This window comes from Tundrisphaera macrotermitis, assembly GCF_051175315.1.
GTDB lineage: Bacteria > Planctomycetota > Planctomycetia > Isosphaerales > Isosphaeraceae > Tundrisphaera.
In genome coordinates, this window is record NZ_CP195100.1 from 5,191,877 (window position 1) to 5,212,423 (window position 20,547).

A 20,547-nucleotide genomic window follows, 5' to 3' on the forward strand; every position below is an offset into this window, starting at 1 on the left:
CACCTCATCATATCCCGGCCCGACGTTCTCCCCGACGACAGCCAGAGTCTCGCAGATGGAGGGTTGGTTGTCAAGTGTACAGTGGTCATGAAATGGCGAGATCGGGCTCAGGAGTCGCGAGGGTTGGCGTCTTCGAGCTTGCGGTAGAGAGAGGAGAGGCCGAGGCCGAGGAGGCGGGCCGCTTCCTTCTTGTCGCCGTCGCAGCGGTCCAGGACGCGGCGGATGTGCTGGCGCTCGAAGCGGTCGAGCGCGGCGCGGAGGTCGTCGCCGGGGTCGTCGGCGGCCGGGTCGGCGATCAGGTCGGCGGGGAAGTCGTCGGCGATCAGGGTCGGGTCGTCGGCCAGGATCACGGCGCGTTCCAGGGCGTTGTCCAGCTCGCGGACGTTCCCCTTCCAGGGGGCGGCGGACAGCCGGCGGACGGCGGCGTTGTCCACCCCGTCGATCCTCTTGCCGAGTTCGCGGGCGTGGCGTCGGAGCAGCACGTCGATCAGCGCCGGGATGTCGTCGCGGCGGTCGCGGAGCGGCGGGAGTTCGATCGACACCACGTTGAGCCGGTAATACAGGTCGGCGCGGAACCGGCCCGCCTCGACCTCGGCGGGGAGGTTCTTGTTGGTCGCCGCCACCACCCGGGCCCCGACCGGCGACGGCCGGGTGGCCCCGACCGGCAGGACTTCCTTGATCTCGATGGCGCGGAGGAGCTTGGCCTGGGTGGCCGGCGGGATCTCGCCGATCTCGTCCAGGAAGACCGTGCCCCGCCCGGCCGCGACGAACAGCCCGGCGTGGTCGCGATCGGCCCCGGTGAACGCCCCCCGGACGTGGCCGAACAGCTGGTTTTCCAGCAGGTCGTGGGGGATCGCGGCGCAGTTCACGGCGAGGAATGGCTCGTCGGGCTCGGCCCCCTGGTTGTGGAGGGCGCGGGCGACCAGCTCCTTGCCGGTGCCGCTCTCGCCGGTGATCAGGACGTTGCTCCGGGTCGGGCCCAGCTTGCGGATCAGGGTCTTCACCGCCAGCATCGGGGCGCTGCGGCCGACCAGGGTCTCGATGTCGACCGGGGCGTGGACCTGGCGGCGGAGCGCCTGGTTCTCCTGGGTCAGCCGACGATAGCGGATCAGCCGGTCGAGCTTGGCCAGCAGCTCATCGAACAGGACCGGCTTCATCAGGTAGTCGTGGGCCCCACGCCGGAACGCGGCCACGGCGCTCTCGACGGTGGCGTAGGCGGTGATGATCATCACCAGGGTCTCGGGCCGGGCCAGCAGGAGGCGGTCGAGCAGCTCGATCCCGTCCACGCCCGGAAGCTGGATGTCGCACAGGGCCACGTCCGGCTCGAACGCCTCGGCGGCGACCAGGGCCGAGGCGGCATCGGAGGCGACGGCGGCCTCGTAGCCCTCCCCCTGGAGGAACTCCTGCATGGTCGAGGCGATCACCTCCTCGTCGTCCACGATCAGGACCCGTCCCCGCGCGGGGACCCGGGGCCGGGCGACGGAGGCGGATGGGCGAGGCGAGGCGGCGCGGGTCATGGGCAATCCTCCCCGATCTCGGCGGGACGGGCGGAGGCGGCGGCGAACGCGGGGCGGGCCAGGCGATCGGCGGGCAGGCCGACCAGGAAGGTGGTCCCCTGGTCGGGGCCGCACTCGTAGTCGAGCGTCCCGCCCATCTCCTCGATGATCTGGCGGCTGACGAACAGGCCGAGCCCGGTGCCCCGGGGCTTGGTCGTGAAGTAGGGCTGGAACAGGCGCGAGCGGTCGGCCTCGGCCACGCCCCGGCCGTCGTCCTCGACCCGGAGGACGACGCGCCCGCCCGATTCGCGGGCCTCCAGGTGGATCCGCCCCCCCTGCTCCGTCGCGTCGATCGCGTTCAGGACCAGGTTCAGGACGACCTGCGTGGCGTGGTCGCGGACGGCCCGGGCCGGGGGGAGGTCGTCGGGCACGTCGGTCGTGATGGCCCGCCCCTTGGTCCTCTGGTAATACTTGGCGATGCCCAGGGCCTCGTCGATGATCTCCGAGGTCCGCACCCGCGCCAGGGCGGTCGAGGCGGGCCGGGAGAAGTCGACCAGCTCGCGGACCGTCCGGCGGATCCGGCCGATCTGGTTCTCGGCGAGCTCCAGCTTGGTGGCGGTGTACGGGTCGGGGTCGCGGCGGCGGAGCATCTGGATCAGCGAACTGAGCCCGGCCAGGGGATTGCCGACTTCGTGGGCGATCCCGGCCGCGAGGAGGCCGAAGGCGGCCATCTTCTCCTGGTGGATCACCCGGGCCTGGGTCGCCCGCAAGGTGGCCGACCGCTCGGCGACCCGTTCTTCCAGCTCGGCCCGGTTCCGCTCCAGGGCCTTGTTCACCCGCTCCAGCCGGGCCCCTGTGGCGCGGAGGACCTCGGAGAGCGAGGCGCTGGCCCAGGCCACGCAGACCAGGATGGTGACCATCTCCAGGACCGAGGCGCGGGCCTGCCGGTCCGGCCCGAGCAGCCAGGCGAGCCCGGCGAAGCTCAGGCAGTGGAGCCCGCAGGTCGTCCACGCGACCGCGCGGCGGTAGCGGATTGCGCAGCAGATCAGCGACAGGAGGTAATACCAGCGGAACGGGCTGTCCAGCCGGGTATCGTGGTAGCAAAGGAGGGCGATGAACACCGTCTCCATCAGCGACACGAACAACGGCCAGCGGCGGAGGAAGACCTGGCCCCGTCGGTGGTGGATCGCGTCCAGCGCCGCGTACACGGCCCCCAGCGCCAGGAAGACGCGGACGGCCATCGGGTCGTGCAGCCCGGATCGGCCCTGGATCAGGATGCCCCCCATCAGGACGCCGAACCAGCGGATCTTCAGGACGATCGACTCGGTCGCCAGCTCCCAGTCCAGCCGGTGATTCTCCTCCGCTTCCATCCGTCCTCCGGTCCGCATCGCGGCGATCCAGGCTTCGTCGCCTTCCCCAATGATTATAGCCGGGGGGCGCCCGATCGGCCCCCGGGATCGCGAAAAGGATCGCCCTCGGGTGGCCCCGGCCGTATCATGGCAGGCTCGGGAAGCGACGGGCCGGATCGGCAAGCACGCGAGGGGATCGGGATGCGTGGACGATGGGTGCGGACGCCGTGGGCCCTGCTGGCGGCCCTGGTCATGATCTCCCCCGGATCGGCGCGAGGTGAGGATCCGCCGCGGGCCTGGGCCGACATCAAGGCGGACAACATCCTGGGCCACATCAAGGTCCTGGCCTCGGACGACTTCGAGGGCCGCGGCCCCGGCACGGCCGGCGAGGACAAGACCGTCGCCTATCTGGTCGACCAGTTCAAGGCGATCGGCCTCAAGCCCGGGAACCCCGACGGCCGGTACGTCCAGGACGTGCCCCTGGTCGGCTTCCAGGCCACCTCCACCTCGGGGTCGATCCGGGTCGGCGGCCAGTCCCTGCCCCTGGCGACTTCCGAGGACTGGGTCGCGGTCTCGCGGCGGTCGCAGCCCGAGGTCCGGGTGAGCGGGTCCGACGTGGTGTTCGTCGGCTACGGCGTGGTCGCCCCCGAGTTCGGCTGGGACGATTACAAGGGGCTCGACGTCCGCGACAAGACGGTGGTCATGCTGGTCAACGACCCCCCGGTGCCCGACCCCTCCGACCCGGCGAAGCTCGACCCCAAGGCGTTCGGTGGCAACGCGATGACCTATTACGGCCGCTGGACCTACAAGTACGAGACCGCCTCGTCCAGGGGGGCCGCGGCCTGCCTGCTGGTCCACGAGACCGGGCCGGCCGGCTATCCGTATAACGTCGTGGTCGGGAGCTGGGGCCGGGAGAACTTCGACCTCGCCTCGCCCGACGGCAACCCCGGCCGGGTGGCCGTGGAAGCCTGGCTCGCCCTGCCGACCGCCCGGAAGCTGTTCGAGGCGGCCGGGCAGGATTTCGAGGCGCTCAAGGGGAAGGCCGCCCGGAAGGACTTCCGGCCCGTGCCGCTCGGGGCCTCGGCCAGCTTCGAGGTCCGCAACCAGGTCCGCAAGGTGGCCTCCAAGAACGTAGTCGCCCGCCTGGAAGGAACCGACCCGAAGCTCAAGGACGAGACGATCGTCTACACCGCCCACTGGGACCACCTGGGCCGGGACACCTTCCTGCCCGGCGACCAGATCTTCAACGGGGCGGCCGACAACGCCTCGGGCACGGCGGCGTTGCTGGAGCTGGCCCGGGGCTGGGCCGTCCATGCGGAGAAGCCGCGCCGGTCGATCCTGTTCCTGGCCGTGACCGCCGAGGAGAAGGGCCTGCTCGGGGCCAAGCATTACGCCGAGAACCCGCTCTATCCCACGGCGAAGACCCTGGCCAACATCAACATGGACGTGATCAATCTCTGGGGCAGGACCCGCGACATCGTCAGCGTGGGCCAGGGGTTCACCACCCTGGATGACCTGCTGGCCGACGTGGCGAAGTCCCAGAACCGGACGGTCGCCCCCGACCCCGAGCCCGAGAAGGGGCTGTATTACCGCTCCGACCACTTCGAGTTCGCCAAGGTCGGCGTCCCGGCGCTCAACGGCAAGGGGGGGATTGACTACATCGACAAGCCCGAGGGCTACGGCCGCCAGAAGCGCGACGAGTACACCCAGAAGGACTACCACAAAGTCTCCGACGAGGTGAAGCCCGACTGGGACCTGAGCGGCGCCGTCGAGGATAGCCGGCTCCTGTTCGAGGTCGGCCGGCTGGTCGCGCAGGGGGACCGCTACCCCGAGTGGAAGCCGGGCACCGAGTTCAAGGCCCGCCGCGACGCGGCCCTCAAGGCGGCGGGGCGCTGACGTGGGAGACGCCTGGGGGACATGGCCGATCGTCCGGCCGGTGGCGGCGTGGCGGCCGTGGCTTCTGGCCGCGATCTACGCGGGGGCGTTGCTGCCCCTGACGTATCTGCCCCGGCACAGCGGCAACGTCTTCTCGCGGTACATGGCCATCGAAGCGATGGTCGAGCGGGGGGAGTTGGCCGTCGAGCGGTCCCCCCTGCTGATCCCCAGCGGCACGCCCGACCTGGTCATGTTCGGCCCCCACCTCTACTCGGACAAGCCCCCGGTCCTGCCCGCCATCGCCGCCCCGCTCTATGCGGTCCTGTATGGGTGCGGGCTACGATTCGCCGGGCGGGGCAACGCCTTCGTGTGGGCGAACCTGGCGATGACCTGGGGCGTGGCCGGGCTGATCTCCGCCTGCGGCGTGGCCTGGGCCCGCCGGCTGTTCCAGGCCGTGCCGATCGCGCCGTGGGTTTCCGACCTGCTGGCGCTCGCGCTCGGGTTCGGCACCCAGATGCTGACGTATGCGGTGACGTTCAATAATCACAGCGTCGGGGCCGCCGCGCTGATCGGGGCGTTCGCGTTCGCGGTGCTGGAGCCGGCCGGGGAGGCTCGGCATCGGGCCCGGTTCGGGTCGGGCCTCCTGGCCGGGCTGGCGGCGACCGTCGACCTGCCCGCCGGGTGCTGGATGCTGGCCGGGCTGGGGCTAATCCAGGCGATCCGGGTTCGGTCGGTGCCGTGGGCGTTCCTGCTCGGGGCCCTCGGGCCGCTGGCGTTGCACTGCGTGCTCCAATCCCGGGTCACGGGCACGCCGTTGCCCGCCGAGATGTACCCCGAGGCGTTCAACTATCCCGGCTCCTACTGGGCGACGCCCGAGGGGACCTGGAAGGAGCGCGGGCCCCGGGGCTGGTTCGCCCTGGAGCTGCTGGTGGGCCCGCAGGGGTGGCTGACCGTCACGCCGGTGCTCGTCGTCGGGCTGGTCGGCGTGGCGGCGGCGATGGCCCGCCGGGGCGACCCGATGCGGCCGGCGGCGTGGCTGGTCGGCTCGTCGGCCGTGGTCCTGGTGGCCTACTACACCTGGGGCGTGCGCCGGCTCGACTTCGCCGGGGCGTCGTTCGGCACCCGGCACCTGCTGGCGATCTCGCCGCTGGTGTATGTGTTCGCCGTGGTGGCCGCATCGCGGCTCCGGGCGTGGTGGGCCGTCGCGTTGATGGCCCCCCTGCTCGCGGTGGGTTTCGTCTATGCTTATGCCGGGATGAAGGATCCGTGGAGCCGGATCGAGAAGCGCGAGGCGACCGAGCCGGCCCTCCGCGCCCTCCAGCGGTTCACGCCCTATCGGCCTTCCGGGGATCGCCGACCATGACCGAACGCATCCCCCGGTGGGCCTGGGCCTCGCTGGCCCTGATCCTCATCTTCGACGTCTGGTGGCGGTGCCACACCATCGCCCCGACGATCCGGGACGCCTGGGGCGTGGCCCCCTGGCCGGTGGTCGCCGGCGAGGCCGAGCCGCTCGACTGCGACGAGGCCGCCTACGGCTACATCGGCCGGGAGATCGCCGAGGGGGCGGTCATGTATCGCGACCTGTCGGAGAACAAACCGCCTTTGGGCTACTGGCTTTATGCCCTGGCGGCGGCCGTCGGCGGGGCCGAGGAGACCCCGATCCGCCTGATGCCGATCCCCTACGTCCTGGCCACGATCGCCCTGGTCTGGCGGATCGGCGTCCGGATCGGCGGGCCGTGGGCGGGCGCGCTGACGGCGTGGCTGTTCGCGATCCTGAGCACCGACCCGTTCCTCTACGGGAACGGGGCCAACATGGAGCACTTCTTCAACCTGTTCTCGGTCGCCGCGCTCGGGTCCGTCGTCCTGGCCCTGGACCGCCCCGCCGCCCGGTGGCCGATCGCCCTGGCCGGGGCCTGCCTGGGGGCCGCCGTGCTGGTCAAGCAGGTGGCGGCGGCGCAGGGGCCGGTCTACCTGCTGGCCCTCCTGCTGGCCGGCCCGAGGCCGGGGTGGCGGGCGAAGCTCCGCGATGCGGCGGCGCTGGCGCTGGGATTCGGGGCCGTCGTGGGGGCGGCCGTCCTGGTGGTCGTCCTCCAGGGGGCGGGCGCATCGGCCTTCGAGGACATCATCCGCTACGGCTCGGCGCTGGCCACGCTCAAGGTCCGCGACCCGAGCCAGCCCTCGGGCTGGGTCCGCTGGCTGACCGGCAACGCCGATCCCGACGGGAAGCTCCCCTGGCCCTGGACCTGGGTGAATGGCCGGACCGATTACCTGGTCTGGTGGGGCACCGGGTCTTGGCCGGCCTGGCTGGCGGCCGCGCCCGCCCTGCCCTGGATGCTGCTCGGCAAGGGCTCGACGCCGGCCCGGCGGCTGGTCGCGGCCTGGACCGTCGCGGCGGGGGTCGAGACCGTGGCCCCCGGCCTGTACTGGCAGCACTACTATCTCCTGCCCACGCCCGGCCTGGCCCTGATCGTCGCCGTGGCGGCCGTGGATGCGATCCGCGCGGCGGTTCGGACCGGCCCGCCGGCCGGGAAGATCATGCCCGGGCTCGTGGCCGTCTTCCTGCTGGCGGCGATCGGGTGGACGGCCCGGATCCAGGTCCGCGAATACCTGATGGTCGAGCCCGAGGAACTGACCGCCCGCGACAAGGGGGGGCGGCAGTGGATCGCCCTCCGGGGGCTGGGTCGCGAGCTGGCCCGGCGCACTGAAGGTTGGCCCTCGCCAACGCTTTACGTCTGGGGCTGGCAGAGCCCTTTGTTCCTCTACTCCGGGCTCGACGGCGTGACTCGCCAGTTCTTCGCCGACCCGTTGCTGGAGGACTATGCCCGGGGCCACCATCGGGACCATCCCGCCGTCCGGCCCCGGGTCGAGCGGATCATGGCCGACCTGCGGAAGACGCCGCCGTCGCTGGTCCTTGTGGCGAATCAGCCCTTTCCCGAACTCAAAGCGTTCCTGGACGACGGGTACATCCGGTCGAGCCTGGGGATGCGGACGCCCGACGGCAGGGGATTGTGGGTCGAGCGGTCGCGCTATGCCGCGTTCGAGGCCGCCCGGCCTCAGCCCGCCGCGACGGCGACCGGCTCCGGCAACCGCCCGGCGGCGGCGAGGTAGCGGTCGCGGAGCCGGCCCATGATCGCGTCCCAGGACTGGTCCAGCGCGTAGTCGCGGGCGGCCTCGGCCATCCGCCGGCGCCGCGTCGGGTCGTCGACGAGGTCGATCAGCGCCTCGGCCATCCGGCCCGGCGGGGCGTCGGGGGGGATGAGACAGCCGGTTGCGCCGTCGCGGATGATGTCCGCCACGCCTCCGGCGCGGATCGCCACGGCGGGCAGGCCCGAGGCCAGGGCCTCCAGCACGACGTTGCCGAAGGTCTCGGTGCGGCTGGCGAAGGCGAACAGGTCGGCCGCCGCATAGTGGTCCGCGAGGTCGGCCCCGGTGCGGTAGCCGACGAACCGGGCCCCGTCCCCCATCCTCCGTTGGAGGTCGATCCGCGCCGGGCCATCTCCCACGAACAGGAAGCGGACTGCCGGCCGGGCCCGACGCACCGCGTCGAGGGCCTCGGCCAGCTCGCCCACGTTCTTCTCCGCCGCCAGCCGGCTGACGTGGCCGATCACCGCGTCGTCGGGGCCGAACCCGAGTTCGGCCCGCACCCGATCCCGGCCCGGCCGGTCGGGGCGGAACAAAGTCCCGTCCACGCCCCGGGGCCAGAGCACCAGCCGCTCGAACCCCCGGCGGTCGAGGTCGGCGATAGTGGTACGGGACGGGACGTAGGTCTCCCGGGTCCGGTTGTGGAACCGGCGGAGGTAACGCCAGATCAGGCTGGTGGCCCAGCCCAGGCCGTAGTGGGTGCCGTACTGGTCGAAGTTGGTGTGGAAGCTGGACACGACCGGGATGCCCCGCCGGAGCGCGTATCGCAGGGCGCTCAGGCCCAGCGTGGCCTCGGTGGCGACGTGGATGAGGTCGGGCCGGAACGCCTCGATGGCGCGATGGACCCGGCCGAACGGGGGGAGGGCCACGCCCACCTCGCGGTAGAACGGGAGGGCCCGGGTCCTCACCAGCACGTCGCGATCCCCCCGGGGGGGCTGGCCGTAGTCCGGGTGGACCACCTGGACCTCGTCGCCGGCCTCCTCCATGTGGCGGACGAGCTGGCCGAGGGTCCGGGAGACCCCATTGACCTGGGGGGCATAGGTTTCGGTCACCAGGGTCAGTCGCATGGCCGGTCCCCGCGTCCGCCGCCCGACCCGCGCCGGCATCGGCCGGGTCGGCATGCCCTGATCTTACCTTGCGCCGGCTTGCCGGTCCGTGAAGATCGTGTCAAACTCCGGGGAAATCGCGAAGGACGGCCGCGTCGACCGCCGTCCGACCTGCCCCTCGGGACCCGATCGTTGAAGCCCAATCCCGTCAAGAAGGCGTTGCGCGAGGGGAAGCCGCAGGTCGGCACCTGGCTGTCCCTGGGCAGCGTGGTGGCCGCCCGCTTCATGGCCCGCACCGGCCTGCCCTGGCTGACCGTGGACATGGAGCACACCCACACCGACATCAACACCGCCGCCCTGATGTTCGGCGCGATCGCCGACGCCGGGGGCGTGCCCCTGGCCCGCGTCCCGACCGGCAAGCACGAGTGGATCAAGTCGGTCCTGGACTGCGGAGCGATGGGGATCGTCGCCCCGATGGTGATGGGCCCCGACGAGGCCCGCGACGTGGTCGCCGCCTGCAAGTACCCCCCGAAGGGGACCCGGTCGGTGGGCGGGGCGTTGCATGCCATGAACTACGATGCCACTCCGGACGACTATTATCGCCGGGCCGACGACGAGATCCTGGTCGTGATCCAGACCGAGCACATCGCCGCCGTCGAGGTGGCCGACGAGACCTACGCCGTTCCGGGCGTGGATGCCGTGTTCGTCGGGCCCAATGACCTGGCCGCCTCCCTGCGCGGGCCGGACGGGTCGCCGCCGTCGGCGGAGCTGCTGGAGAAGACCCTGACCCGGATCCGCGAGGCCGCCGCCCGCCAGGGGATCGCCGCCGGGCTCCACGTCTTCTCGATCGCCGACGCCCACCGCCGGGTCGCCGAGGGCTGGCAGTTCGTGGCCGTGAACAGCGAGCTGAAGTTCATGACCTCGGGAGCCCTGGAGGTGGCCCGGGCGCTCCACCCGTCGGACGCCCCCAGGTCGGTCGCGAAGTACTGAGCGGCCGGCGCCCGGCGTCAGTCCTCGTCGGCTTCCCACCACTCGATGTCGTCGCGGTCGTCGTCGAAGTCGGCGTGCCGGTCGTCCGGCTCGTCGGCCTCGACGAACGTGACCGTGACCATCGCCTTGCCGCGCGGGACGAAGTCCGGCAGCTGGAGGCAGATGTAGCCGTCGTCGGCGACGTGGATCTCGGTCCGGTAATTCAAGGCGAGGTTCCCCGGGGTCCGATGCGGTGTCAGGATTCGGGCGTCCGGTCGCCTGCCGCCGGCGGGGGCAACGCAGCCCGGCCGCGGACCAGGGTCCGGGTCCGCCCCTGCTGGACGACCTCGCCGCGCTGGTTGAGCAGGGCCCGGTGCCAGATCACCTCGGCGCGGCGGCCCCGCGACCGGGGCTCGATCGACTCGACCCGGGACAGGACGTGGACGGTGTCGCCGAACGCGATCGGCCGGACGAATTCCCATTCCAGGATCGCCAGGAAGGCCATCGTGTCCACCCGGGGCGAGGCCGAGCCCAGCCCGCTGACGAAGGCCAGGCCGAGCAGCCCGTGCGCGATCGGGTGGCCGAACGCCCCCTCCTTGCACGACTCGTGATCGACGTGGATCGGGTTGTAGTCGCCGGAAAGCCCGGCGAACGCCACCACGTCGGATTCGGTCACCGTCCTCGCGGGGCTCTCCCACTCGTCGCCGAGGGTCAGATCGTCGAAGAAGAGCGTCGCGACAGAATGCCTGGCCACCATCCACCCCACCAACCAAGAACGACCCCCGCTGCCCGAGTGCGGGAGGATCTCGTTTGATTGTTCTGCTTGGGAACGGATTATGCAAGTGGAATGTCGAAACCAGGATGCACGCCGGTCCTGGGTAGCGTGGTACGCTTGCGCGGATGGGCGTCTTCCGCCTCGCTGGTGAGTCGGGCAGTGTGACTTCGGTCTGGACCGTCGCGAAGGGAGATTGTTTGCATGAATCGGCCCATCAGAATCCTCGTCGCCGACGACGAAAGGCCGGTGGCCGCCGGCATCCAGGGGCAGCTCGATGCCTTGGGCTACGACGTGGTGGCCGTGGTGCATGACGGTCACCACGCGATCGAGATGTGCCGTCGGGCCATGCCCGACCTCGTCCTGATGGACATCGAGATGCCGGGGCTCGACGGGCTCTCCGCGGCGCGCCAGATCGCGCGCGACCCGGGCACGCCGGTGATCATCCTGACGGCCCACGGCCACCCCAACCTGATCGATCAGGCCGTCGAGGGGGGCGTGGTCACCTACCTGCTCAAGCCGGTCACCAGCCCGAGCCTCCACGCGGCGATCCAGGTGGCCGTGGCCCGGTCGCGCGAGGTGAAGACCCTGCGCGATAACGTCAATACCCTGGAGCTGACCCTCCGCGAGCGGAAGCTGATCGAGCGGGCCAAGGGGATCCTGATGACCCGCCGGAGCATGTCCGAGCCCGAGGCCTTCCGCTTCCTCCAGAGGCAGAGCCAGGACCGCCGGATGCCGATGGCGAAGCTGGCCGAGTCGATCGTCCAGGCCGACGAGCTGCTGGAACCCCCCGCCTCGCTGTGATCGGAGTGTCAACCCCCGGCCGCCGATCGCGGGCCGGGGAGTTGACCCGCATCGGGCCCGATCGGTATGTTTGATCGGGTCGCGGATCGGCTTCGCGGCGATGGGATCATCCGGCGTCGATGCCGGCGCCCGCGGTCGCCGATCCGCCCCTCGCCGGCCCCTTCGGTGGCCGGCGAAGTCCCGCCGTCTCGTCGCTGATGCACAACCCGGGGACAGGCCAATGACCACGCATGGAGCAGGGTCGGAGCCGCTGCGAATCGGGCCGACCCAGGGGGATTCCCCCCTGGCCACACGCATCGAAGACCGGATCACAGCCCGGGCGAACGGGAGGATTCGCGACCTCCACGTGGTCTGCTCCGGGGATGTCATCATCCTCCACGGATGGTCGCGGACCTATCATGCCAAGCAACTGGCCCAGGAAGCCGCCCTCGACCTCCTGGATCATCATGGGCTCCCGTCGTTCCTGAATCAGATTGTGGTGGCCTGAACTCGGCCGTGAATGTGGGCCGATATCGACGCGATCCGGCCCTTCGCCGCGCGCGGCGGACGCCCGACGCTGGGGGTGACTTGCGCCGATGGAAGAGAAACCGAGCGGCCCCGAACTGAAGGCCGTCCTCGCCGCCTTGGGCCAGGAGTTGAAGCGGCCCATCGATGCCCTCCAGGGGGAAATCGACCGGCTCCTGATCGACCCCACGCGGCCGATCACCGACGCCCAGCGGTCCCACACCCAGACCATGCTGGCCCTGTGCCGCGAGTTGCGCGAGCTGACCGAGGAATGCCTGGGCGGCCGGCTCCCGGGCGATTCGATCACGCCGGACTGAGCCCGGATGGCCCGCACCGGCCGCCGGACCCGCCCGGCGGCCCTGAGCGGATCAGTTGATGCTGGGCTCCACGCACAATCGCAGGGTCGTCCCCGCGCCGGGCTGGCTGCGGAGCGAGAGCGTCCCCCGGTGTCGCCTCCAGATCCCGTTGGCCACGCTGAGGCCGACGCCGAGGTGGCCGCTCTTGGTCGAATAGAACGGCTCGACGGCCCGCTCCAGATCCTCTGGGGTCATCCCCTTGCCGGTGTCGGCGACCTCCAGCGTGACCCATCCGCGCGGGTCGACGCTCATCCGGAAGGTGATGGTGGTAGCGCCGTCGATCATCGCCTCGGTCGCATTCTCGACGAGCAGGTCGAGCATCGCCCGCAGGTGGCCGGCGTGGCCCCGGATCGGCGGGACCGGCGGCACGATCTCGGCCTGCCAGGTGACGCCCTCCGGGCCCTTCGAGCGGCGGTCCTCGACGTACTCGGTGATGAGCCGGTCGAAGGCGAGCTTCTCCTCGCCGATGCCCGTGATCGGCCGGGTGAAATCGATCAGCCTCCGGGCCACCGACGCCGCGTCGACGGCCGTCTGGATGATGATGTCCGCCTGCTTGGTCGGGTCGGTCGCCGAGGGGTTGTTCAGGCGGAGGATCTCCGCATTGCTCACGATGGCGCTCAGCGCGTTGATGACGTGGTGGCCGATGCCCGAGGATAGATGGCCCAGCTCGTTCAGCGAGTGGGACAATTCTTCCGCCTTCTTCTCATCCATGGGCTTGATCCGCTGTGTCTCGGCCCGGCCGTCGCTCGGCCGAGGAAAGTGGAGGGGGGGAATGTTCAGCGGATGATCCGGGCTTCGGCCCAATCCGCGTGATCCTGGACGTCGCCCCGATCGCCGAACTCGGTGATCAGGATCAGGAGACGCCCGCCGGTGATGTCGACGTCGATGGCCTTCGGGGCCTCCCGAGCGGACATCGACGGCGAGGCGAACAGCACCTTGTCCGTACCATCCAGCAGCACTTTGAAGGCCACACTTCCCAGCGGGCCCGCCAAATCGTCGACGCCCACGCTGGCCTGGAACCGGCGGGCCCCCGGCTCCAGGCGATAGGCCAGCAAGGTCCGGCTCTGGGTGCCGATGCCCCGGTCGTAGACTTCCCCGCCCAAACGGATCGGATGGCCGTCCACGTTGAGGTCGCGGCGATAGGGGCGGGTCGGCCCGAGGTAGGACTCGTATTGCACGCCGGTGGCCTCGCGGTCGGAGAGGTAGGTCACCGGCCCCCCCAGGACGTGCACGCTCGCCAGCTCGGCCAGCGGCAGGCGGAGGTCCGATCCGAACCGGGCCTGGCCCACGACCTGCCCCCGCTCGATCCGGACGCCCGAGGCCCCCAGCCGGGACCCGTCGACCAGGGTCAGTTCGAGGTAGATCCCCTCGGGACGCGGGTAGGAGACCAGCCCCGGGTCGAACCCCAGGGCCGTGACGCTGGACCGGTCCAGCTCGGTCTTCCCGGCGGCGGCCTGGAAGGAGATCGCCTTCTCGTCGAACGCGAGCAGGCCGCCCGAGATCCGGTCCCCGTTGGACATCCAGAGCGACTCGCTCTTGCGGGGATCGGCCCGGACCTGCGCGACGAGGGCCTCGGCCGCGTCGCGCTCGGTCGGGATCGCGAGGATCAGCCCGAGGATCCCGTCCTCGGGGATCGCCAGGGCCCCGAGCGCGAACGACTGGACGTCCAGGCCCTTGTCGCCGATCCCGCCGATCACGCACCGGGTGAGGCGATCGCCGTCGGGGAAGAGGACCAGGCCCCCTTCCCTCTGGGGCGGCCCGCCCAGCCCGCCCCGGGCCAGCTTGACCAGCCGATCCAGCGGGATCGCCCGCTCCTGGCCCGGCCCCTCGACCAGCACGGCCCCCGGCCCGGTCCCGAGCTGCCGGAGCCGGCCGGTCGCCTGCGTCCCGTCGATCAGGACGGCGGTGAAGACCGGGTCGGACGGGATCGTGGCGCCGGGCGAGGGGGGCTCCTGGGCCGGGGCGGGCCGCGCGATGGCGATCGCCGCGAGCGCAAGCAAGGGGAGCCGGGATCGGCGGGCCGGGGTCATCATCGGGTCACATCCCTCGGCGTCAGCGTTGGAAGATCGGCAGGTAGTTGTTGGGCATCTGCATGATGATCAGGGCCATCGCCGTGCCATATTCGTTGCAGACCCCGCTTTCCTGCCAGTAGCCGCCCGGGAGCTGGCGGCGGATCAATTCGTCGCGGATCGCCGGGAACCAGACATTCCAGTCCTCGCCGCCCCGGATCCACATCGCCTGGGCGGCGTAGTAGTGGCCGTAGAAGTAGTGATTGTAGCGCTGGCCGAACTTGATCTCGGGCATGAACTGCTTGAGGTAGCTGATGCCCTGGTCGACCTCCTTGGCGTCGTAGACCGCGGCGCTGTACAGGGCGACCACCCCCGCCGCCGAACGGGGGAACGCGCTGGGGCCGGACTGCGACATGTAGCGGAAGCCGCCGTCGGGGTTCTGGGCCTGCTTGACGTACCGGATGCAGCCGTCCACCGTCTCCTTGGGGACGTACAGCCCGGCGTTTCGGGCGGCGCGGAGGGCGTTGATCTGGCAGATCGTCACCGAGATGTCGGCGTCGTTGCGCACCGGCTGGTAGCGCCAGCCGCCTTCCTTGTTCTGGGTGTCGATGATCAGGCGGATCGACTTGGCCAGCTTCTCGCGCAGCTCGGGCCGGCGCGACATGCCGTAGGCCTCGGCCAGGAACAGGGCGCCGAAGCCGTGCGAGTACATCGGGCCGTGGGTCGCGGCGTTGGGCACGGCGATGAAGCCCGACCGGGGGTCGGTGTTGTCCATGATGTACTGCAACGCCTTGTCGACGTGCGTGCCGAACGGCCCCCGGCCCGGGCTCGAGCCGTTGCCCATGAAGGCGAGCCCGGCCAGGCTGGTCACGGCGATGCTGCCGCGATAGGCCCCGCTGCCGAACGACCCGTCGGCGTTCTGCTGCTTGGCCAGCCAGGCCAGCCCGGAGTTGATCGCCTGGTCGGCCTCGGGCGTGACCTGCTCGGCGGCGCCCTCGGGCACGTCGCCGCGGCGGGGCTCGGTGAAGCCCCCCTCCTCCTTGACCGGGCCCGCCGCCTTGGGGGCCTGGGCCTTCGCCTCGGTCGGCGCGGGGGCCGGGGCCGGATCCTGGGCCGGGGCCGCCTGGCCGGCGAGGAGCAGGAGGAGGGTGGCCGATGCCAGTCGGGGCGTCGTCATCGGGTCATTCCTCGCGGGCCGTGGTCTTCTTGCCGAGCGACAGGTAGTACTGGCGGATCAGGTCGAGCTTGTTGGGCAGCGGGCCTTCCTTGAAGACGTTGCCCATCTCCTCGCGGAGCGCCGCGGGGAGCTGGCCCCACACATCCTTGTCGAGCGCGATCGGGGCCTGCCCCTTGGGCGAGGCCGGGCGGCTCGGGGGCGGGCCGTTGGCCTGGGCGCCCTGCTGCTGGCCTTGCTGCTGGCCCTGGCCCGGCTTCTGTCCCTGGCGGAGCATCTTCATCGCCTGAGACTGGCTCTTGGCCTGGTTCATCTGCTCGATCAAGGTATCGAGATTCTTGACGATCTCCGCCTGCTTCTGGCGGGTGCCTTCTCCGGTGTCGGGCTGGCCCAGCCGCTCCTCGACGTCGCGCATCTCCCGGATGACCTGGTCGAGCGGGCCCTGTTCGCCCCCTTCCTGGCTCTGCCCTTGCCCCTGGCCCTGCTGCTGCTTCTTCTTGGAGGTGTCGCGCTTGCCGGTCAACTCCCGGAGGTGCTCGTCGAGCTTCTGGGATTCGCCTTCCAGCGGGTCGGGCTTCTTGGAGGGGTCGCCGGGGGGCGGGGGCTGGTCGTCCGGGGGCATGCCGCCTCCCCCGGCCGGGGGCTTCTCGTCGGCCCTCGGCTTGTCGACGGTGGTGCCGAGCTTCTCCAGGAGGCTGTCGAGCGACTCGTCCTGGGGGGCGACCGTGCCGGCGGGCTTGCCCTTGTCCTCGGCCTTGGCGTCCTTGGGCTTGTCCTTCTCCCGGGGCTTGTCGGCGTCCTTGGGCTTCTCCTTCTCGGGCTCCTTGGCGGGCTCGGCGGGCCTGGGCTCGTCGAGTTTCTTGAGGAGGTCGTCGAGCGACTGGTCCTTGGGCGCGGGCGTCCCGGGGTCCTGGGCGACGGCGGGGGCGCCGGGGGCCGCGAATGCGGCCAGGGCGAGCGTGGCGAAGATCCACGGACGCAGCAACGAGGTCATGTTCATTCCTCCCCGTCGTCTTTCTTGGGCTGGGTCAGGTCGCGCACGAGGTCGGCCAGGGAGCCCTGATCCTGGTGGAGCTGGTCGATCTCGGCGGTCTGCTCCGGGGTCAGTTCCTTGTGGCGGCGGAGGAGCTCGTCGAAGAAGTCGGTCCGCTCGTTGATCTCCTGCTGGAGCATCTTGAGCATCTTGATCTGGGCGGCGGGCGGGAAGCCGTCCCCCCCGCCCTGCTGGCCCCCTTGCTGGCCCCCGCCCTGCTGGTCCCCGCCCTGCTGGCCCCCCTTCTTGCCTTGCTCCTGCTTGAGCGAGTCGAGGAGCTGGCGGAGGCGGAGGGCGGCGAGCTTCTGGGCGCGGACGGTGCCCTCGTCGGTCTTCAAGGTCTGCAACCGCTGGGCCGCCGTCTCCATCCCCTCGGACGCCTTCTTGATCGCGAGCTTGAAGACCGGGGCCCCTTCGCCGAGGCGGTCGCCGAGTTCCCCGGCCTCGTCCTTGAGCCCGGCCTGGACCCGGCCGAGTTCCCGCACGCCGGAGCGCTGGGCGAGCGTGAGCTTGCCCTCGGCGTCGGCGCGTGTCTTCTCGTATTTGCCGGTCTCCTCGGCCATCTTCTCCTGGCGCTCGTGGATCGACTTGAGGGAGTCGGCCATCTTGACGATCTGCTCGGCGGCGAGTTGTTCCTCGGCCTCGCGGCGGGCGGCGGCCACCTCCTGCTGGGCCTCGCGGAGGTTCTGGAGGGCCTCCTCCTGGTCCTGCTCGGCCTGCTCGCCGTCCCCCTGTTCCATCTGCTCGCCCGCCTTGGCCATCTGGCCGGCCGCCTGCTGCCCGGCGCGGGCGGCGGCCTCGGCGGAGAGCTTGGCGAGCTTCTGGACCTGACGCTTGGTCTCCTCCTGGATCTGCTGCTGCTCCTTGGCGAGCTTCGCCAGCTCTTCCTTCCGATTGGCCTCGTCGGGATTCTTGCGGGCCTCGGCGGTCTTCTTGAGGTTGGCCGCCTGGCGGTCGCGGAGCTTCTTGAGGTCGGCCTCGGCGTTCTTGAGCTCCTTGACTAGGTGGGACAGTTCGCGCTCGCGGCGGTTCTGGATCGCGTCGGCCAGCTGCTTGAGATCCTCGGTCGCCTTCTGCTGGTTCTCGCGGGCCTGGCCCATCTGGTTGCGGCCGAGCTGGTCGGCCCCCTCGCCCATCCTGGCCGCGGTCTGCTTCTTGCGGCTCTGCTCGGCCGCCTCGCGGAGCCCGGCCGCGGCGAGGGGGTCGGTGGCTTCGAGGTTCTTGGCCGCCTCGTCGAGCTTGGCTTCGAGGTTCTGGAGCCCCTTGGCGATCTCGTTCTGCGCGGCGGCCTGGTTGCCCCGTTCCGCCTTCTGCTCGGGGGAGAGGGCGTCCTGGTCCTTGCCCGCCGTCTCGGGGTTGCTGGCGGCTTCGGCCGCCTTCTTGTTGGCCTGCTCCTGGGCCTGGATCAGCGACTTCGCCTCGCGGGTGAGGTTGCGGACGTTGTTGAATTCGCTCATCCCCGCGAGCATCTTCTCCAGCTCGTCGACGATCGCCTTCTGGTTCTTCTCGGCGTCGGCCAGGGACGCCTTCGGGGTCGTTGGCTTCGTTTCGCCGGCGTCGGGCTGGCCGTCCGGGGTTGGCTTCGTTTCGCCGCCCGCCGGCTGCGGGGCGGACTGGCCCTGGGCCTTCGGCTCGGCGCCCGACTTGGACTGGGCCGATTTGGACGACTCGCCGCCCTGGGGCTGCCCGGACTTCGAGGTGTCGCCCTTGTTGGGTTCGTTCTTGCCGGCCTCGCCCGGGTCGCCCTTGGGGGTGCCGCCCTTGTTGGGTTCGTTTTGCCCCTTCGACTTCGGCTGACCCTTGGACTCGCCTCCGGCGTTGGGTTCGTCTTTGCTCGCCACGTCCTGGCCCCTGGCGGACTCGCCGGCCTTGGGTTCGTTCGGCTCGCCGGCCTTCGGGTCGCCCTTGGGGGTTCCGCCCGATTTGGGCTCGTTCTTGCCGCTCGCCTTGGAGGCGGCGTTGGGTTCGTTCTGGCCGTCGGCCCTGGGCTCGGCCTGATCGGCCGGGTTCGGTTCGTTTGGCCCGGCGTCGTCCTTGCCGTCGGCTTGGTCGAGGGCCTTGGTGGCGCGGGTGAGGCCCTGCTCGGCGGGGGTGAGGTTGCGCTCGCGGATCCGCTGGACCGCGTCGCGCATCTCGGCCATCTGCTGCTCGGCGTCGGGGTTCTTGATGTTGAAGTTGGCCCCGTCCTCCAGGAACTTGCGGATCTTCTGGTCCAGGCCGTCGGACTTGTTGGTGATCCGGTTGGTCACCTGGCGCTGGATCATCTCCGCGTCCTTGAGCCGGGCGCGGGCGTCGTCGGGGAGCTTGGGGGTCTGATCCAGGGTGCGGAGGGCGTCGGCCACCGGGGTGCGGGCCTGCTTCTGCATCTGGAGGGCGCGGTCGATCTCGTCGTGGATCGCCTTCTGCTGCTCGTCACGCTGGCGCTGGATCTCCTCGTCGGAGGCGATCCGGAGCCGGATCTCGCGGCTCTTGCCGATGTTGGGGCCCTTGAGGTCGTCGAAGTCGCGGGCATCGGCGAAGAACGTGATCGTGGATCCGGGCTGGAGGCCGGGGATCGGCTTCAGGTCCCAGCGGTAGGCGACCTCCTGCGGTCCCTTGGCGCCGGGGGCGGGGGCTTCCCACAGCGGGACGACGACCTCGTTGGCGGGCTCGGAGTCGCCCGAGGCGACGCGGTAGATCAAACGGACGAGGTGGGTGCCGAAGTCGTCCTCGACCGTGAACCGGAGCGGCACCGTCGCGCCGACCGGCACGTCGCGGTCCTGCGAGGGGTCGTCGACGTTGACGCGCGGGGCCTCGTCGCGGGTGGCCCGGACGTCGAACCGGACGATTTCCTGGCTGCGGAACCCCTCGGTATCCAGGAGGTCGAACCAGAACGGCCGGGACTCCTTGACCGTGAAGCTCGCCGCGAGGGCCTTGCCGCCGGGGGCGAGCTTGACCGCGTCGTTGAGAATGGCGTCGCCGACCCGGAGGGTGGCTGAGGCCAGGGCCTTGTTGGCCTCGGCCTCGATCTCGACCCGCGACCCTTCCACGACCCGGACCTGGGTGTTGCCCGGGGCCAGGGTCTGGGGGGGCAAGCCGGTGTAGGCCGGGGCGGTGAGCTTGACCACGTTGCGGGTGAGCGCCGGGGGCGGGACGACCTCGACCTTGCGGCGGTCGGTGATGTCGTCGCCGGCCTCGACCCGGAAGGTGAACGGCTGGGTGACCGTCTCGATCCGGCCCCGGAAGGTGTTGTCGGCGGCCGGGCGGAGCGGCTCGGAGGAGGTCTCGCCGTCGGCGTAGCGGTAGGTCACCCGGGCGGTGGCCGGCATCCGCTCCCCCTCGCCGATCCGCACGGCCAGGGCGAAAGGCATCCCCTTGGCGATCTTGCGTGGGGTCTCGTCCAGGATCGTCAGGTGGGTGTTCCGGGGCCAGGCGTCGGGGCCGTAGGGGCGGAATAGGCGGAGGGCGCCGATCCGGGCCAGCCGGGGCTCGGCCAGGGCGATCATGCCCACCAGGGCCAGCGCGGCCAGGGCCCAGGCCGCCGCCTTGCGGGCCGGGCGGGGGTCGACCGCCTGGCGGAAGTCGATGTCGCGGATCTGCTCCAGGGTCTGGGCGACCGTCGCGTCGCGCAGGGCCCGCGAGCCGAACTCGGACTCGGGGGCGGACTCGGCCGCGCGGAGGAACTGCACGGTGCTGGCCAGGCGGTCGTTGAGGCCGGGCCAGCGGTCCTCGATCCGCAGGGCGATGTCGAGGTCGCGGAACCGGACGATCAGGGGCATCAGCACCCGCCGGACCAGCAGGTAGCCGGCCAGCCCGATCACGCCCATGAGCAACGCCAGGCGGATCTCCGGGGCCAGGTGGACCAGGTAGTCGGCCAGGCAGGCGACCACGATGGCCAGGAGGGTCCCGGCCACCAGCCAGCTCAAACCGTGGAGCGCCAGCAGGCGCCGCACGCGGCCGCGCAGGGCGGCGATCCGAGACTCGACGGGTCCACGCATCGCGGCTGACTCCCTTTCCCGGAGGCCCCGGGGCATCCTGGT

17 protein-coding genes are annotated in these 20,547 nt (G+C 71.0%); 7 read left to right on the forward strand and 10 right to left on the reverse strand.

Annotated features, from left to right (window positions below):
• Positions 1-107: 107 nt before the first annotated feature.
• Both TA3x_RS21090 and TA3x_RS21095 read right to left on the reverse strand, forming a co-directional pair.
• Complete coding sequence (locus TA3x_RS21090) at positions 108-1,517, reverse strand: sigma-54-dependent transcriptional regulator (protein ID WP_435016645.1); 1,410 nt, start codon at positions 1,515-1,517, stop codon at positions 108-110.
• Positions 1,514-2,884: a sensor histidine kinase gene (locus TA3x_RS21095; protein ID WP_435016646.1), complete on the reverse strand. Its 1,371-nt coding sequence runs from the start codon at positions 2,882-2,884 to the stop codon at positions 1,514-1,516. Before TA3x_RS21095 ends, TA3x_RS21090 begins: the two co-directional genes overlap by 4 nt.
• A gap of 162 nt (positions 2,885-3,046) precedes the next feature.
• Between TA3x_RS21095 and TA3x_RS21100 the strand changes: the two genes are divergently transcribed.
• From TA3x_RS21100 to TA3x_RS21110, 3 genes are read left to right on the forward strand one after another with little or no spacing between them, the layout of a single operon-like run.
• Positions 3,047-4,741, forward strand: a complete 1,695-nt coding sequence (locus TA3x_RS21100) for a M28 family peptidase (protein WP_435016647.1) — start codon at positions 3,047-3,049, stop codon at positions 4,739-4,741.
• A 1-nt stretch (position 4,742) separates the two neighbouring features.
• Positions 4,743-6,083 (forward strand): hypothetical protein, encoded by a 1,341-nt coding sequence (locus TA3x_RS21105; RefSeq protein WP_435016648.1) that lies wholly within the window; start codon positions 4,743-4,745, stop codon positions 6,081-6,083.
• A complete protein-coding gene (locus TA3x_RS21110; RefSeq protein ID WP_435016649.1) occupies positions 6,080-7,828 on the forward strand; it encodes a glycosyltransferase family 39 protein in 1,749 nt (582 codons plus the stop codon). Before TA3x_RS21105 ends, TA3x_RS21110 begins: the two co-directional genes overlap by 4 nt.
• Here the strand turns inward: TA3x_RS21110 and TA3x_RS21115 are convergent.
• Positions 7,774-8,928 carry a glycosyltransferase family 4 protein gene (locus TA3x_RS21115; protein ID WP_435016650.1) on the reverse strand — a complete coding sequence of 385 codons (1,155 nt, stop codon included), beginning with the start codon at positions 8,926-8,928 and terminating at the stop codon, positions 7,774-7,776. The genes TA3x_RS21110 and TA3x_RS21115 overlap by 55 nt on opposite strands.
• A gap of 171 nt (positions 8,929-9,099) precedes the next feature.
• On the opposite strand from TA3x_RS21115, the gene TA3x_RS21120 reads away from it, so the two are divergent.
• Complete coding sequence (locus tag TA3x_RS21120; protein WP_435016651.1) at positions 9,100-9,897, forward strand: HpcH/HpaI aldolase family protein; 798 nt, start codon at positions 9,100-9,102, stop codon at positions 9,895-9,897.
• Between the two features lie 17 nt (positions 9,898-9,914).
• Here the strand turns inward: TA3x_RS21120 and TA3x_RS21125 are convergent, their stop codons facing one another.
• Positions 9,915-10,103: a hypothetical protein gene (locus tag TA3x_RS21125; RefSeq protein ID WP_435016652.1), complete on the reverse strand. Its 189-nt coding sequence runs from the start codon at positions 10,101-10,103 to the stop codon at positions 9,915-9,917.
• 29 nt (positions 10,104-10,132) lie between these two features.
• Complete coding sequence (locus TA3x_RS21130) at positions 10,133-10,633, reverse strand: MaoC family dehydratase (RefSeq protein ID WP_435016653.1); 501 nt, start codon at positions 10,631-10,633, stop codon at positions 10,133-10,135.
• Between the two features lie 219 nt (positions 10,634-10,852).
• Here TA3x_RS21130 and TA3x_RS21135 point away from each other — a divergent pair, with 219 nt between their 5' ends.
• From TA3x_RS21135 to TA3x_RS21145, 3 genes are all read left to right on the forward strand, one after another.
• Positions 10,853-11,452, forward strand: coding sequence for an ANTAR domain-containing response regulator (locus TA3x_RS21135; RefSeq protein ID WP_435016654.1), 600 nt, complete (start codon positions 10,853-10,855; stop codon positions 11,450-11,452).
• Between the two features lie 220 nt (positions 11,453-11,672).
• Positions 11,673-11,939, forward strand: a complete 267-nt coding sequence (locus tag TA3x_RS21140; RefSeq protein ID WP_435016655.1) for a hypothetical protein — start codon at positions 11,673-11,675, stop codon at positions 11,937-11,939.
• Positions 11,940-12,027: 88 nt separating this feature from the next.
• On the forward strand, positions 12,028-12,273 hold the full coding sequence (locus TA3x_RS21145) for a hypothetical protein (protein ID WP_435016656.1): 246 nt from the start codon (positions 12,028-12,030) through the stop codon (positions 12,271-12,273).
• A gap of 51 nt (positions 12,274-12,324) precedes the next feature.
• Here TA3x_RS21145 and TA3x_RS21150 read toward each other — a convergent pair whose 3' ends face one another.
• The 5 genes from TA3x_RS21150 to TA3x_RS21170 all read right to left on the reverse strand — a co-directional run bounded on the left by TA3x_RS21150 (position 12,325) and on the right by TA3x_RS21170 (position 20,505).
• Positions 12,325-13,023: a sensor histidine kinase gene (locus TA3x_RS21150; protein ID WP_435016657.1), complete on the reverse strand. Its 699-nt coding sequence runs from the start codon at positions 13,021-13,023 to the stop codon at positions 12,325-12,327.
• Between the two features lie 65 nt (positions 13,024-13,088).
• Positions 13,089-14,345, reverse strand: coding sequence for an NPCBM/NEW2 domain-containing protein (locus TA3x_RS21155; RefSeq protein WP_435016658.1), 1,257 nt, complete (start codon positions 14,343-14,345; stop codon positions 13,089-13,091).
• Between the two features lie 19 nt (positions 14,346-14,364).
• A complete protein-coding gene (locus tag TA3x_RS21160; RefSeq protein ID WP_435016659.1) occupies positions 14,365-15,498 on the reverse strand; it encodes a prenyltransferase/squalene oxidase repeat-containing protein in 1,134 nt (377 codons plus the stop codon).
• A 4-nt stretch (positions 15,499-15,502) separates the two neighbouring features.
• Entirely contained in the window at positions 15,503-16,489 is a 987-nt protein-coding gene (locus tag TA3x_RS21165) for a hypothetical protein (protein WP_435016660.1), read from the reverse strand.
• 2 nt (positions 16,490-16,491) lie between these two features.
• Positions 16,492-20,505 (reverse strand): DUF4175 family protein, encoded by a 4,014-nt coding sequence (locus TA3x_RS21170; RefSeq protein WP_435016661.1) that lies wholly within the window; start codon positions 20,503-20,505, stop codon positions 16,492-16,494.
• Positions 20,506-20,547 lie beyond the last annotated feature (42 nt).

Coding starts and splice junctions, on each gene's coding strand:
- TA3x_RS21135 (WP_435016654.1), top strand. CDS start 10,853: ATGAATCGGCCCATCAGAATCCTCGTCGCCGACGACGAAAGGCCGGTG.
- TA3x_RS21165 (WP_435016660.1), bottom strand. CDS start 16,489: ATGACCTCGTTGCTGCGTCCGTGGATCTTCGCCACGCTCGCCCTGGCC.
- TA3x_RS21160 (WP_435016659.1), bottom strand. CDS start 15,498: ATGACGACGCCCCGACTGGCATCGGCCACCCTCCTCCTGCTCCTCGCC.
- TA3x_RS21110 (WP_435016649.1), top strand. CDS start 6,080: ATGACCGAACGCATCCCCCGGTGGGCCTGGGCCTCGCTGGCCCTGATC.
- TA3x_RS21145 (WP_435016656.1), top strand. CDS start 12,028: ATGGAAGAGAAACCGAGCGGCCCCGAACTGAAGGCCGTCCTCGCCGCC.
- TA3x_RS21155 (WP_435016658.1), bottom strand. CDS start 14,345: ATGATGACCCCGGCCCGCCGATCCCGGCTCCCCTTGCTTGCGCTCGCG.
- TA3x_RS21100 (WP_435016647.1), top strand. CDS start 3,047: ATGCGTGGACGATGGGTGCGGACGCCGTGGGCCCTGCTGGCGGCCCTG.
- TA3x_RS21150 (WP_435016657.1), bottom strand. CDS start 13,023: ATGGATGAGAAGAAGGCGGAAGAATTGTCCCACTCGCTGAACGAGCTG.
- TA3x_RS21130 (WP_435016653.1), bottom strand. CDS start 10,633: ATGGTGGCCAGGCATTCTGTCGCGACGCTCTTCTTCGACGATCTGACC.
- TA3x_RS21095 (WP_435016646.1), bottom strand. CDS start 2,884: ATGCGGACCGGAGGACGGATGGAAGCGGAGGAGAATCACCGGCTGGAC.
- TA3x_RS21090 (WP_435016645.1), bottom strand. CDS start 1,517: ATGACCCGCGCCGCCTCGCCTCGCCCATCCGCCTCCGTCGCCCGGCCC.
- TA3x_RS21140 (WP_435016655.1), top strand. CDS start 11,673: ATGACCACGCATGGAGCAGGGTCGGAGCCGCTGCGAATCGGGCCGACC.
- TA3x_RS21170 (WP_435016661.1), bottom strand. CDS start 20,505: ATGCGTGGACCCGTCGAGTCTCGGATCGCCGCCCTGCGCGGCCGCGTG.
- TA3x_RS21115 (WP_435016650.1), bottom strand. CDS start 8,928: ATGCGACTGACCCTGGTGACCGAAACCTATGCCCCCCAGGTCAATGGG.